A 13998-nucleotide genomic window follows, 5' to 3' on the forward strand; every position below is an offset into this window, starting at 1 on the left:
TCCTCCGTTAACGCGGCTGATGCGGTTATCCTAGCGGCTCTGATCTCCGATAATTTCGGTATGAGCCGCTTTTTGTTGACCGCATGAACTACGACGCGGAATTCCGCTCCCTAATTTCGTTGGAACACGTTGGCCGCCTGCCGGCCGCGCAGACCTTGGTGCTGACGGTGAACAACCGGCTGGCGCGCCGTCTGACGCTGGACTTGGCTGGTCAACTGCGCCGTGAACGCCAAGTCAGTGAATTACCGCGGGTGCTGCCGTTGGGCGCCTGGTTGGTCGAGGCGGGAGCCGATCTGGCCTTTGTCGCGGACGCCGATCTGCCTGCGCATCGCCTCGATACCTTTGCGACGCAAATGGTATGGGTGGACGCGATTGCGTCAGAGGAGGGCGAACGCGTATTGCTGGACGTCGCCCAGGCGGCGGCGTTGGCGATGGATGCCGACGCGTTGATGGATGAGTGGGATCTGCAGGTGCCCAGCGGTGCCGATACGGACGAGTATCGCGGTTTTGCACGATGGCGCGCGCGTTATCGCGAGCAGTTGCGTGCGATCGATGCAGAGGATGCGAATCAAGGCTATGCGCGCGTGTTGGATGCGCTGCAGCAGGGGGCGGTAGCCGCGCCGCCGTATCTGGTGTTGGCGGGCTTTACTGATGTGTCGCCGCGTTTTGCTGCGTTGCTGGATGCGTTTCAGGACGGTGGTTCGCAACTGTCGTGGCTACAGGATGCGGAGGCCGAGGCGGCGAGGCCGGTACGGTATTGTGCGGACGATCAGGGCGGAGAATGGCGGGCGGCTGGCGCTTGGGCGGCGCAGCGATTGGCCGAGGATCCTGTGGGACGCTATGCGATTGTGTCGGCCCAGTTGCAGTCCGAGTCGCCGTTTGCGCGGCGTGTAGTGGGGCAGGCCCTGGCTCAGCGCGGGCATGCATTTAACGTGGCAGTGGGACGGCCGCTGACAGAATGGCCCGCAGTTCGTGCGGCGTTGGCGTGGTTGCACGCGTTGGCCGATATGGCCTATGCCGGTGCGGTGGATACGCCGGTCTTGGGGGCGGCATTGCTGGCTGGCCATTGCGCGGGTGACCGTAGCGATGGCGCGCGGTTGGCGATGATCGACGCGCGCTGGCGCCGCAAGGGGCTCAGCCATATCGATGCAGCGCAATGGCAGCGGGATATCGCCAGCGAGAACGTGCGGACGGCTGACCGGGCTGTAGCTGACGCGACCCGCAACACGGACGTTGGCGTTGCCCAGGATGCAATCAACAACACGGCAAACAGCGCGGAGATCGCCCCGATTGCAAGAAAGGCGACAGTGCTCTCGACCGCCTGGCCTGCCGCGCTGGAGATTTGGCGGCAGGTGGGCGAGCGTGCGACATGCGATCTCTGGATGCCTGCGATGCGTGCTGCGTTGGTTGCACTGGGGTTTCCGGGGGAACGGCCGCTGGATAGCGTGGGCTATCAGGTCATGGGCGCATTGGGAGATTTGTTTGGCCGTTATGCGGCATTGGCGCCTGCGGCTGGGCAATTGAATGGCCGTGCTGCCGTGCGTCTGCTGGAGCGCGCGGCGGCGGCAACGTCTTTTCAACCGCAGCGTGATCCATCGGCCCGGCTGGATGTGTTGGGCTTGCTCGAGGCCGAAGGCGGGCATTGGGATGGTGTCTGGATACTGGGACTGACCGATGATGTCCTGCCTGCCACGCCACAGCCCAATCCGTTGTTGCCCCTGGTGGTGTTGCGGCAGGCGGGGGCGCCGCGTGCAACGCCTGAACGCGAGCGTCAATGGGCGGAGTCTATGTATGCGGCGTTGTGCCGTTGCGCGCCTGAGGTCGTAGTGAGTCATTCGCACTTGGATGGCGAGCGCGAGCTGCGGCCGTCGCCTCTGATTGCGCAAGTGCCGTTAATGGATTGGCAGATGCCTGTGGCGGCAGCGCCTGCCTTGTTACCGCAACAGGTGTTGAACGACGATCGAGGGCCGGCGCTATCACAACGAATGCCGGACGAAGGTTACGCCTCCCTGACGACGCCGGTCTCCGATGGCGAGAACAGCGAAGTATTACCGGCGATTATGCCTGCAGGACAGCCGCCCCCCTCAGGAACAGAACGCTCAGCGGGGGCAACAGGCGGCCTGGATGTGCTGGATACGCAGGCCCGTAATCCGCTATGGGCCTTTGTACGTCATCGCTTGGGCGGCCGGGCACTGGCTGATTATGCTGATATGGCGAATCAGAATGTGCGCGGGCAGTTCCTGCATCGCGCGCTGGAGCTGGTGTGGCGCATGTTCTCCAGTCAGGAGGACTTGCACGCAGCGATGGAAGAAGGACGTTTGTCCGCCTTGATTGATCAGGCCATTGACGAGGCCGCCAGTACTGAGTTGAAAACCTATCCGCCAGCATTGCGTGAATTGGAGTGCGAGCGCGGACGGACGGTCTTGGCGGGGTGGTTTGATGTCGAAGCGCAGCGTATGCCGTTCGAGGTGGCCCAAGTCGAGGAAACTCATCATTGGTCGCGTGGGCCATTGGCGTTGACGGTGCGCCTGGACCGATTGGATCGCCTGCCTGACGGCAGAGCCGTGATTGTGGACTACAAAACCGGAATGTCTCCCGGGAATCCTGAATCGGATTGGGCGCGGGTTCGTCCGGTGAATTTGCAGTTGCCGTTCTATGCATCAGTGCTGTCCGGCGATACTCCCGATGCGGATGTGGCGGCATTGGTATTGGCGCAAGTGCACGCGCGTCAGGTGGTAGCGAGCGGGTTGACGGACACGGATCTGGGCATGCCGGGCGTGACGGCGATTGAAAAGAGCAAGGCTTTCGAGGGACAGGCCTGGGCCGATATTCTGCATCGCTGGCGAGGCGCGGTGGAGGGCTTGGCCGATGAATATGCGACGGGATACGCCGCAAACGTGGTCTATCGTCAGGATGATTTGAAATATTGCGATGCCATGCCATTTCTGAGAGTGCACTTGGAAGACGAGGATGACGCGGAATGAGTAGCGCTGTTCGCCAACCCTCCGATCATCTCGCACGGGCTCGTGCGTTGGATCCCGCTGCATCGTATCTGGTGCAAGCCCCTGCCGGCTCGGGCAAGACCGAGTTGTTGACGGATCGCATTCTGGCGCTGTTGGCGACGGTCAATCGGCCAGAGGAAATTGTCGCCATTACGTTCACGCGCAAGGCTGCCTCGGAAATGCACGCTCGCGTGTTGAGCAAGCTGCGCGACGGCAATGGCCCCATGCCCGAGACCGAGCACGGTCAGCGCAGTTGGCAGTTGGCGCGCGAGGCGCTGGCGCGTGACGAGGCCCTCGGTTGGAAACTGTTGCAGCATCCGGCGCGATTGTCGATTCGCACCATCGATTCATTTTGCGCGGGACTGGTGCGTGGGATGCCATGGCTGTCGGAGCTGGGCGGCATGCCGGATATCGCGGACAATGCCCAGGCACATTATGAGGCGGCTGCACGTGCAACATTGGCGTTGGTCGATGATTTCGACGACGTGCGTATCCTGTTAAAGCATCTGGATGTCGATACGCAGGCTGCTGTCGAAGCGATTGCAGCGATGCTGGGACAGCGTGACCAATGGCTGCCGTTATTGGCGCACGGCAGTGATCGCATGGCCCTGCAGGACGCATTGGCCGAGGCCATCGGCGAGGACTTGGACGCCTTGGCACAGGCTATGCCATTGGGCTGGGAGGATGCGTTGTGCTGGCCTGCACGGATGGCTGTTGCGGCGTTGGATGAAGAAGATCCCGCGCATGCCTTGGCTGCGCTGCGCGATTGGGACGAGCCGTTGATGCCTGATGCCGAATGGCTGGGGCACTGGAAAGCCGTACGCCATTTATTGTTGACGTCCGCAGGCGCGTTGCGCAGCGCGCGTGGTGTCAACAAGAAACTGGGTTTCCCGCCCAAGTGCGAACACAAAGAGGCGTTTACGCGATGGCTGGATGCGGCCGACCCTCAAGCCGCCTGGATTTGGATGCTGGATGCGGTCGACTCCATACCGCCGGCGGAGTTCAGCGAGGAGCAATGGCGTGTTTTGAGCGCACAGTTGATGACGCTGAAGCTGGCGGTCGCGCAATTGCACCTGCGCTTTGCGGAAACCCGTGAAGTGGACTTCATCGAGATCGCGCAGCGTGCTTCGCATGCTTTGGGCTCCGCTGATGATCCCGGTGAGTTGCTATTGAAACTCGATGCGTCGATACGTCATCTGTTGATCGACGAGTTTCAAGACACCAGTTTGACGCAGATTCATTTGCTCGCGACGTTGACATCCGGTTGGCAACCGGGGGATGGGCGAACCCTGTTCTTGGTGGGCGATCCGATGCAGTCCATCTACCGGTTCCGCAAGGCAGAGGTAGGATTGTTCCTGCAGGCGGCGGAAGTCGGTATCGGTGAAATCGCTCCAGAGTTCCTGCAGCTGACCGATAATTTCCGCTCACAGGCTGGCGTGGTCGAGTGGGTCAACGCGACGTTCCGTGGTTTGCTGCCTGCGCGCAACGATGCCGCCGCGGGGGCAATCGCCTATACCGACTCGGCCGCATTCAATCCGGCGTTGCCGGGCGAACCTGTCCGTTTTTATGGGGCCTTTAGTACGTCAGGTGCGAGCGAGGCTGACCAGGCGGCCGAGGCGTTGACAGTGCAACTGGTCAAGCAGGCGCTGCAGGACCGCGATCCTGCGAGCCGGCATCCCGTCGCTATTTTGGTGCGGGCGCGAGGCCATTTGGGGCAGTTGGTGCGCCGCTTGACTCAGGCTGGTATTGCTTGCCGCGCCGTGGACCTCGTGCCATTGGGACAGCGTCAGGTAGTGTCGGATTTGGTTCAATTGCTGCGAGCTTTGGCTCATCCCGCGGATCGCTTGGCCTGGCTATCGGTATTGCGTGCGCCGTGGTGCGGGCTAACGTTAAACAGCATGCATGCCTTGTTTGGGCACGATTTGGCAACGCCGGTTCCTACGCTGCTGTCCGCGGCTTTGCACGTGGCGAACGAGGCGAAAAACAACGCCTCGATATTGCCCCGAGGCCAAAGTTTGTCGTTGTGGGACGATCCGCAGCCGGCGCTGCAGCATGAGCCTGCGCAATGTCTGGCACAACAACGTTTAACCGCAGACGAATACGCTCGTTTGGCTCACGTCAGTGCCATTCTGTTGGACGCGGCGAACGCGAGCGGCGCGATGCCCTTGGCTGCGTGGCTGGAGTCTCTCTGGCAACGCTTGGGCGGGGCCGCTTTGTACGCCAGTGCCAGCGCAGCCGAGGATGCAGAAAGCCTGTTTGGCTTGATCGAACGCCTGGCGCCTCATGGGGGGCTGGATCCGGCACAGCTGGATACCGCGCTGGCCAGACTCTATGCGGCACCAGAGGGCGGAGCCGACGACAGCAATGTGGTCGAAATCATGACCATGCACAAGTCCAAGGGGCTGCAATTCGATACGGTAATCTTGTACGGTCTGCACAAATCTCCACGCGCCGAACGCGCGCCTCTGGTCAGTTTTGAGCAAAGTCATGAACGCGTGCTATTTGGTCCGGTCAAGCCTCGTGCAGATAAAGAAGCCGATCCGGTATCGCGGTACTTGACCTTGCGCGAAAAGCGCCGTGCCTCCTACGAAACCGATCGATTGCTGTACGTCGCGGCGACACGTGCACGCCACCGTCTGCATCTCGTAGGAAATGTCGTGGTCGATCCTGCGACAGGACAATCCAAGCCCCCAGCCGCAAACAGCTTGCTGGGGCGGTTGTGGGAATGGCTGCCCGCGGATCAAAAATCGCCGCCACCGGATTGGCAGGATACTGCTGCCTTGGATGCCGGTGCGGCAGCGCAATATGCCGGCGAGCCGTTACGTCGTATCACTGACCAGGCGATTGATCTGTTGCGTGCTCAGCGTTCGTCTGCGAACGACTCGAAATTGGGGTTGACCGCACAGAACTTCAACCAGGGGCAGGGGGTAGAGCATCCTGCTTGGCAACTGGACACCGTGCACGATGCTGCGATCGGTACGCTTGCGCATGCTTGGTTAGCCCGTATTGGTCAAGACGGCTTGGCCCAATGGTCCGCCGAGGCGCTGCGCGCATATTTGCCCGTCATGCAAAAGCAGTTGACTCGCGCAGGCTTGCCGTCCGCACTGGCCCCCGACGCCGCGCATGCCGTCTTGGATACATTACTGGCAACGCTGGATCACGATCGCGGCCGCTGGCTGCTCTCACAATCCTCTGCCCGCCGCGAATGGCCTCTCATCGACGCCACCGGCCGCGTTTCCGTCATCGACCTGGCCCTCAGCACCGAAGACGGCTGGCTCATCGTCGACTACAAGACCGCCCGCCCACACGCCGGTGAATCCACCGAACATTTCGCCACCCGCATGCGCCAGCGCCATGCGGACCAGCTCCTGCGCTACTGCACCCAAGTCACCGCCCTGGACTCCCGCCCCGCCAGATCAGTCCTATATTTCCCGAGAGCAGCGCTCTGGATAGATCTATAAGCCGAAACAAAAAAATCACAAGATGATCTGAAGGCAGACACAGGCAAAGAAAACCCGCCCAAAAGAACCATCTCCCCAACTATCAGACACCCCACCCCCTCCCTCTCGGAGGGAGGGCCGGGGAGGGAGCCCCCCATACAGGCCCCCCGGGGCCCGCCAAATGAGCTTCGAGCAAGCGGCCTTGCGGCCGCTCTGCTAGAATCTCATTTGACGGGCCCCTTCGCATGGTTCGGCGGTGAACCTGGTCAGGTCGGGAACGAAGCAGCCATAGTCGTTTAGGATCAGTGCCGGAGTAAGGCTCGTCAACCGGTTTCCCCAAGGGGGCGCCGTAATCGGAACGAATTGCCAGCATCAGGGCAGTTCGCGCGCTGGTTGCGGCGCCCCTTTGTATTTTGGGCGCACAGGCGCGCACAACTGGCTCTACAATCCGTCCATGACTTATCTGGTACTGGCCCGCAAGTGGCGCCCACGTTCGTTCGATACCCTGGTAGGCCAGGACCACGTGGTGCGCGCGCTGACCCACGCGCTCGACTCTCAGCGCCTGCATCACGCCTGGCTGTTCACCGGCACGCGTGGCGTCGGTAAAACGACCTTGTCGCGCATTTTGGCGAAATCGCTGAATTGCGAAACCGGTATTACCTCTCGACCCTGCGGCCAATGCCGTGCGTGTACCGAGATCGATGCCGGGCGCTTTGTGGATTACCTGGAACTCGATGCAGCGTCGAACCGCGGCGTCGAGGAAATGACCCAGTTGCTCGAGCAGGCGGTGTATTCGCCCGGTGCAGGCCGTTACAAGGTCTACATGATCGACGAAGTCCACATGTTGACCGGGCATGCGTTCAACGCCATGCTGAAAACGCTCGAAGAGCCGCCACCTCATGTGAAATTCATCCTGGCGACGACGGACCCTCAGAAAATCCCGGTCACGGTGCTGTCGCGCTGCCTGCAATTCAACTTGAAACAAATGCCGCCTGACGCCATCGTCGGCCATTTGCAGGCGGTACTGGCGGATGAGTCCATCGGCAATGAACTACCGGCCTTGCGTCTGATCGCGCAGGCGGCGGGCGGGTCGATGCGTGATGCCTTGTCCCTGACTGACCAGGCGATCGCCTACAGCGCGGGCAATCTGACCGAAGACGCCGTGCGCGGCATGCTGGGCACAATAGATCAACGCCATCTAGTACGTCTGCTCGAGTCGTTGTCGTCAGGCGAGGCCGCAGGCGTCCTGGCGGTCGCAGAAGAACTGTCGACGCGTGGACTGTCGTATGCGGGCGCGCTGGCCGATCTGGCGGTGCTGCTATCTCGTGTCGCCATCGAACAGCGCGTGCCTGGCGCGACGTCGGCCGAGGATCCTCTCGCAGGGGATATCGCGCGCTTGGCGGCGTTATTGCATCCTGACGCGGTGCAGTTGTTTTATTCGGTAGCAGTGCATAGCCGCAGCGAGCTTTCTCTCGCGCCGGATGAGCATGCAGGCTTCATCATGGCCTGTTTGCGTATGTTGGCGCTGAACGGGCAGGCAGGTCCGCAAATGGCCGTACAGGCTCCTGCGCCGGCGGCGGGCGGACTATCCGCTGCTGCCTCCGGGGCCGTCACTGCCGCACAACAGGGCGCGTCAGGGCCTGTCGTGGCAAGCACCGCGCCGCAGGAGCCGCCTGGCGCAACCGTGGCGACCGGTTCCGAACGGCCGGCCGCTGATGTGGCGAAGGGAGCTGCCGCAACATCGAATACTGATGCACCAGGGGCGGCATTAAATGCGGCACCGAGCACCGCCTCTGGCGCTGGCGCGCCTGTTCCTGTAGCGTCGCCTGATGCTGCAGCGTCAGCCTCAACATCGAGTCAGCCTGCTGTGGCCCCGTCTGCGCGGGTCGGCGCTCAGACGGGCGCCGTTCCGGCTGCTTCGACGGGGGCAGCTGCGCAGCAGGCTCGTACGTCTGAGGCACAGCCGGCTGCGATTCGCGCAGAACAAGACATTCCGCCGTGGGAGGACTTGCCTGCAGCCGAGGATCCCGCTCAAGCTCAATCTCAGGGCGCGGCGACCCCGTCAGTTCAGAGCCACAATTCGACGCCTGACGCTGCTTCGTCCTCCGACCTCAAAGCGGCGCATGCAGCCGCGCTGGCTGTTACGCCGTCGGCTGCTCATACGCAGGCCAAGGCCTCGCCGCCGCGTCCCGATGAGCCGCCAGCTTGGGTGGACGAAGACATTCCGGACGAGGCCGAGGGCGGTTACATGCCCGCGTCCGAGTTCACCGCTGACCCGGACGATGAGTTCGAGACGCTGGCTACAGCGGCACCGGTGGCAGACCTGGCGCCCGCGCCGCGTCGTCCAGCCGCACCGCCTCCTCGCCGTTCACGCCAGCCCGGCGCCAGCCTGAACAGCATGTCGGCCGCCGAATGGCCGGCGTTGGCGGCGAAATTGCCGGTGACCGGCCTGGCGGCAGAATTGGCTCGGCAAAGCGAATGGTCAGGCGTGCAGGGCGATGCCGTCGTGCTGCGCGTCGCAGTGAAAACACTGGCGGAAAGCGAAAGCCGCGTGCGTTTGCAAACCGTACTATGCGAACATTTCGGCCAAGGGCTGCGTTTGGAAATCGAGGTCGGTGCGACGGGCGACGGCACGGCTCACGCCGTGGCGCAGATCGAAAAGGCAGCGCGCCAACAAGCAGCCGAGGAGGCAGTAGACGCCGATCCCTTTGTGCTGGCATTGAAAGCCGATTTCGGCGGCCGTGTCAGCGCGGTGCGGGCCGTCGAACCTCGTGCATGATCAGTGTAGATAGGTCGCCGTTCTCGTCTTGAACCCAAACACCTGTTAAATTTTTATCCCTATTCAAGGACGTTCCCATCATGATGAAAGGACAACTGGCTGGTCTGATGCGCCAAGCGCAGCAGATGCAGGAAAACATGAAAAAAGCCCAGGACGCGCTGGCCGACATCGTTGTCGATGGCGCCTCGGGCGGTGGCCTGGTCAAGGTTTCCATGACTTGCCGCCACGACGTGAAGCGTGTCGAGATCGATCCGAGCCTGTTGGCCGACGATAAAGACATGCTCGAGGATCTGGTCGCGGCCGCGTTCAACGATGCGCTGCGCAAGGCCGAAGCCACTGCGCAAGAAAAAATGGCAGGCGTGACTGCCGGCATGCCCTTGCCGCCGGGAATGAAGCTGCCCTTTTAATCCTGTCAGGCGAGTGGGTGCGTATTTTTGTGCGCGCCTGATTGTCGCTTTTCGTCGTTTCTTTTCGTTGTTTCTGTGGCCGAGATGGATCCTCAACTGCCTGAACCTGAGCCGCTCGTCTCGTTGATCGAGGCGTTGCGCCGCCTGCCTGGCGTCGGCGTGCGTTCGGCCCGGCGGATGGCTTATCACCTCATGCAGCACGATCTGCAGGGGGCCGATATGCTGGGCAGGGCCTTGGCAGGCGCTGTGCAGAACCTGCGTCATTGTGCGCGCTGCAACAGCTTTACCGAGGACGAGATCTGCGCGACCTGTGCCAATCCCAAACGCGATCCGTCGCTGCTCTGCATTGTCGAAACGCCGGCCGATCAAAACATGATCGAGGCCAGTCACGGTTATCGTGGCTTGTACTATGTCTTGATGGGCCGGGTAGCGCCGCTGGAGGGCATCGGCCCTCGCGAGCTGGACTTCGACCGCTTGCTCGAACGGGTCTCCGACGGTGTTGTGCAGGAGGTCATCCTGGCCACCAATTTCACGGCTGAGGGCGACACGACCGCGCATTTCCTGAATGAGGTCTTGGCCGACAAAGGGCTCAAGATCACCCGTCTGGCGCGCGGCGTGCCGGCCGGTAGCGAGCTGGAATATGTCGACGCAGGGACGATCGCCTGGGCACTGATGGAGCGCAAGTCGGCATAGCTCCGCTCCCAACGTCATGTTTTCATGCGGATTTTCGGTGCTCCTTGTCCGACCGGCATCTCAATGTAGATGTCTGCCGTACCACCACGCCTAGGGAAAACAACGGAAGAACTCCGGAAATCACTGGAGTATGATGCTGCGGCGACGGTCAAACAGGACGTTCGCTGGCGTGATCGGTATGGTCGCGCTCGAGCGCCGGTTTTGTGTCTGCATAATGATTACGTGACGGCTAGTCAGGCCGCAATGGACACACAGGCCGCATAGCGGCAAAGGAGACCCTCCATGTCAATCACTCGTCGTGATTTACTCAAGCTGGCCGGTGCGGCCGGTGCGATGAGCATGGCGCCAGCCATTGTGCGGGCCCAGAAATTAGAAAAAAAGAGCGTGCAGATCGCGGTGGGTGGCAAGCCCCTGATTTATTACCTGCCGCTCAGCATTGCCGAGATCAAGGGCTACTTCAAGGATGAAGGCCTGGACGTCAAGATCGCGGACTTTGCCGGCGGCTCCAAGGCTCTGCAGGCCGTCGTGGGCGGCAGCGCCGATGTGGTGTCCGGTGCCTTTGAGCACACGCTGCACATGCAATCCAAGGGGCAGTTCTACCGCGCCTTTGTGCTGCAGGGCCGCGCGCCCATGATCGGTTTCGGCGTCTCGAAAAAGACCCTGCCCAACTACAAGAGTCCGGCCGATCTGAAAGGCAAGAAAATCGGTGTGACCGCGCCTGGCTCGTCGACGAACATGGTGGTCAGCTTCTTCCTGGCGCAACACGGCTTGACCGATAGCGATGTGTCGTTCATCGGCGTCGGGGCCGGTGCGGGGGCAGTGACGGCTTTGCGCAGCGGCCAGATCGATGCGATGTCCAATACGGACCCCGTGGTGTCGATGCTGGCAATGGCCGGCGATATGGACATCATTGTCGATACCCGCACCTTGAAAGACACCAAGGCTATCTTTGGCGGCAACATGCCCGCGGGCAGCCTGTATGCCCCGCAAGCCTTTCTCGATGAGAATCCCAACACGACGCAGGCATTGACCAATGCGATCGTGCGCGCCGACAAATGGCTCCAGCAAGCCAGCGCCGATGAGATCGCCAAGACGGTGCCAACCCAATATCTGTTGGGAGAGCCCGACGTATACAAGGCGGCGCTCGAAAAGAGCAAAGAAGGCTTCTCGCCTGATGGTGTGATTCCCGAGGACGGTGCCGCTACGGCTACGAAGGCGCTGGCCGCCTACGTCAAGGGCTTTGACGCCGCCAAGATCGATCCGTCGAAGGCCTGGACCAACGAATTTACCCAACGTGCTAACCAGAAATACCCCAATGGCTGACGCCGCACTCTTACTCGACCATATCACTTGCACCTTCGTGTCCCGCGATGGCGCAGACAAACGCTATACCGCCGTTCAGGACACGACCTTGGCTATCGCACCGGGCGAGTTCGTCTCGGTCGTGGGGCCCACGGGCTGCGGCAAATCCACCCTGCTGAACGTAGGGGCGGGTTTGTTGCGCCCCTCGTCCGGTGAGGTCAAAGTCTTCGGGCAGCCGCTGCAGGGCATCAACACTCGTGCAGGCTATATGTTTCAGGGCGAGGCGCTGCTGCCGTGGCGCAGCGCCTTGGAAAACGTCATCGCGGGCTTGGAGTTTGCCGGCGTGGACCGTGCCGAGGCGCTGGAACGTGGCCGTGACTGGATGAGGCGAGTGGGCCTGGGCGGCTTCGAGGAACGCTACCCGCACCAGATGTCGGGTGGTATGCGCAAGCGCGCCATGCTGGCGCAAACGCTGATTCGCGATCCCGACATCATCTTGATGGACGAGCCCTTTTCGGCACTCGATATCCAGACGCGCCAGTTGATGGAAAACGAGGTGCTCGATTTGTGGATGGCCAAGCGCAAAGCCGTGCTGTTCATCACGCACGATCTGGACGAAGCCATTGCGATGAGCGATCGGGTGGTGGTGCTGTCGGCAGGGCCCGGCACGCATCCCATCGGTGAGTTCGCCATTGACCTGCCGCGTCCGCGCGATGTGGCCGAAGTGCGTACCCATCCGCGCTTTGTGGAGTTGCATGCCGCGATCTGGGGCGTGTTGCGTGAAGAAGTTCTGAAGGGCTATGCCCAGCAAAAGCGAGCCTGATATGTCGAAATTGTCTAAACCGGGCTCGTCGTTCAGCCTGCGCTTTTGGCAGCTGTTGCTGCTGGCTGTCATCCTTGTCGTGTGGTACGTCGTATCTCTGGATCCCAAGGTTGCCTTCTTTTTTGGCCAACCGCTCGAGGTCTCGAAACGCATCTGGGCGTGGTTCATTACCGACGCCGATATCTATCGCCATTTGTGGGTGACGCTCTCGGAAACCGTGCTGGCGTTTTTCATTGGCACGATATCGGGTTTGGGTTTCGGGCTGTGGCTGGGGCTGTCGAATACCGCCAGTGCCATCCTTGATCCGTACATCAAGGCTGCGAACTCGATGCCGCGCGTGATTCTCGCGCCGATTTTCGGGATGTGGTTCGGCCTGGGGATCTGGTCCAAGGTCGCACTGGCCGTGACGCTGGTCTTCTTCATTGTGTTCTTCAACGTCTATCAAGGCGTGCGCGAGGTCAGTCCGACGTTGTTGGATAACGCGCGTATGCTGGGCGCTGGACGCCGTCAATTGCTGCGTCACGTGTACCTGCCATCGGCAACGAGCTGGGTGTTTTCCAGCTTGCATACCTCGGTGGGTCTGGCGTTCGTCGGTGCAGTGGTCGGCGAATACCTGGGCTCGGCCAGTGGTGTGGGCTACCTGATTTTGCAGGCCGAAGGCACGTTTGACGTCAATACGGTGTTTGCGGGCATCGTCGTTCTGACAGCCTTTGCGCTGTTGCTCGACTATCTGGTCGGCATCGGCGAAAAACGATTGATGAAATGGCAGCCCAAAACGGGCGAGACCGAAAAAATCTGAGTCCAGTTTCAGGAGGGTGGCATCGTGGCACGTCTAGATTACGCGGATTTATCGCATCCGGAGGCAAAGCCTCTGGTCGATCGCATCGTTGCCGAACGTGGCAGCGTCCTGCATCTGTACCAGATGCTGCTGCACAGCCCGGCCGTGGCCAGCGGCTGGCTGAATTATCTGACCTCCATTCGCCAATTGAGCACCTTGCCAGGTGACTTGCGCGAGCTCGTCATCATGCGTGTGGCCGCTATCAACGGCGCGCCGTATGAGGCGGATCAACATGCCCCCATCGCCTTGCGCGAGGGCATCAGCCAGGCACAACTGGACGCGCTCGATCAATGGGAATCCTCGGATTTTTTCTCGGAAAAAGAGCGCGCAGTGCTGGCCTATACCGACACGATGACGCGCAACGTCCAAGTGCCGCAAACGGTATTCGATGCGGCACGCCAAGCCGTCGGTAGCGATAAATTGATGGTTGAGCTTACTGCGACAGTGGCTGCCTACAACATGGTGTCGCGTTTTTTGGAAGCGCTGCAGGTGCATTCGCACGACCATCGGTGAGTTGTTCCGCGGGTGGTGTGCTTATTGGACGTCGAGCCGAGGCAATCGGGCCGTGAGGGCTTCACAAAGCCGGTCCGGCGCGCGGGCGCCGGACACCGTGTTCGCTCGTCTCGTCCGCGCCTTCGCGCTCCCTTCGACATCCGCTCCACTCGGCTTTGAGGCGCCCTCACGGCCCGATTGCCTCGGCTCGACTCGCAGTAA

9 protein-coding genes and 1 other RNA gene are annotated in these 13998 nt (G+C 61.4%); all 10 read left to right on the forward strand.

All coding sequences use genetic code 11. The annotated features are described in order from the left end of the window. The first annotated feature begins 83 nt into the window (after nt 1-83). The 10 genes from ACYVIT_RS08960 to ACYVIT_RS09005 all read left to right on the forward strand — a co-directional run bounded on the left by ACYVIT_RS08960 (nt 84) and on the right by ACYVIT_RS09005 (nt 13797). Nucleotides 84-2984: a PD-(D/E)XK nuclease family protein gene (locus ACYVIT_RS08960; protein ID WP_415807180.1), complete on the forward strand. Its 2901-nt coding sequence runs from the start codon at nt 84-86 to the stop codon at nt 2982-2984. Then, nucleotides 2981-6463, forward strand: coding sequence for a UvrD-helicase domain-containing protein (locus tag ACYVIT_RS08965; protein ID WP_415807181.1), 3483 nt, complete (start codon nt 2981-2983; stop codon nt 6461-6463). The genes ACYVIT_RS08960 and ACYVIT_RS08965 overlap by 4 nt, the downstream gene beginning before the upstream one ends. Nucleotides 6464-6672: 209 nt before the next feature. Then, an RNA gene (gene ffs, locus ACYVIT_RS08970) (signal recognition particle sRNA small type) lies at nt 6673-6770 on the forward strand. Nucleotides 6771-6896: 126 nt separating this feature from the next. Then, nucleotides 6897-9221 (forward strand): DNA polymerase III subunit gamma/tau, encoded by a 2325-nt coding sequence (locus ACYVIT_RS08975; RefSeq protein ID WP_415809037.1) that lies wholly within the window; start codon nt 6897-6899, stop codon nt 9219-9221. 80 nt (nt 9222-9301) lie between these two features. Next, complete coding sequence (locus ACYVIT_RS08980; protein ID WP_415809038.1) at nt 9302-9628, forward strand: YbaB/EbfC family nucleoid-associated protein; 327 nt, start codon at nt 9302-9304, stop codon at nt 9626-9628. Between the two features lie 84 nt (nt 9629-9712). Then, nucleotides 9713-10321, forward strand: coding sequence for a recombination mediator RecR (gene recR, locus ACYVIT_RS08985; RefSeq protein ID WP_415809039.1), 609 nt, complete (start codon nt 9713-9715; stop codon nt 10319-10321). A 282-nt stretch (nt 10322-10603) separates the two neighbouring features. Continuing rightward, nucleotides 10604-11644 (forward strand): ABC transporter substrate-binding protein, encoded by a 1041-nt coding sequence (locus tag ACYVIT_RS08990; protein WP_415809040.1) that lies wholly within the window; start codon nt 10604-10606, stop codon nt 11642-11644. Continuing rightward, complete coding sequence (locus tag ACYVIT_RS08995) at nt 11637-12446, forward strand: ABC transporter ATP-binding protein (RefSeq protein WP_415809041.1); 810 nt, start codon at nt 11637-11639, stop codon at nt 12444-12446. Before ACYVIT_RS08990 ends, ACYVIT_RS08995 begins: the two co-directional genes overlap by 8 nt. Before the next feature lies 1 nt (nt 12447). Next, on the forward strand, nt 12448-13245 hold the full coding sequence (locus tag ACYVIT_RS09000; RefSeq protein WP_415809042.1) for an ABC transporter permease: 798 nt from the start codon (nt 12448-12450) through the stop codon (nt 13243-13245). 24 nt (nt 13246-13269) lie between these two features. After that, nucleotides 13270-13797 carry a carboxymuconolactone decarboxylase family protein gene (locus ACYVIT_RS09005; protein ID WP_415809043.1) on the forward strand — a complete coding sequence of 176 codons (528 nt, stop codon included), beginning with the start codon at nt 13270-13272 and terminating at the stop codon, nt 13795-13797. Nucleotides 13798-13998 lie beyond the last annotated feature (201 nt).

The sequence above is a fragment of the Bordetella muralis genome (genome assembly GCF_054781015.1).

What these genes read in the sequence shown, in the direction of transcription:
- ACYVIT_RS08960 (WP_415807180.1), top strand. Translation starts at nt 84, where the DNA reads ATGAACTACGACGCGGAATTCCGCTCCCTAATTTCGTTGGAACACGTT.
- ACYVIT_RS08965 (WP_415807181.1), top strand. Translation starts at nt 2,981, where the DNA reads ATGAGTAGCGCTGTTCGCCAACCCTCCGATCATCTCGCACGGGCTCGT.
- ACYVIT_RS08975 (WP_415809037.1), top strand. Translation starts at nt 6,897, where the DNA reads ATGACTTATCTGGTACTGGCCCGCAAGTGGCGCCCACGTTCGTTCGAT.
- ACYVIT_RS08980 (WP_415809038.1), top strand. Translation starts at nt 9,302, where the DNA reads ATGATGAAAGGACAACTGGCTGGTCTGATGCGCCAAGCGCAGCAGATG.
- recR (WP_415809039.1), top strand. Translation starts at nt 9,713, where the DNA reads ATGGATCCTCAACTGCCTGAACCTGAGCCGCTCGTCTCGTTGATCGAG.
- ACYVIT_RS08990 (WP_415809040.1), top strand. Translation starts at nt 10,604, where the DNA reads ATGTCAATCACTCGTCGTGATTTACTCAAGCTGGCCGGTGCGGCCGGT.
- ACYVIT_RS08995 (WP_415809041.1), top strand. Translation starts at nt 11,637, where the DNA reads ATGGCTGACGCCGCACTCTTACTCGACCATATCACTTGCACCTTCGTG.
- ACYVIT_RS09000 (WP_415809042.1), top strand. Translation starts at nt 12,448, where the DNA reads ATGTCGAAATTGTCTAAACCGGGCTCGTCGTTCAGCCTGCGCTTTTGG.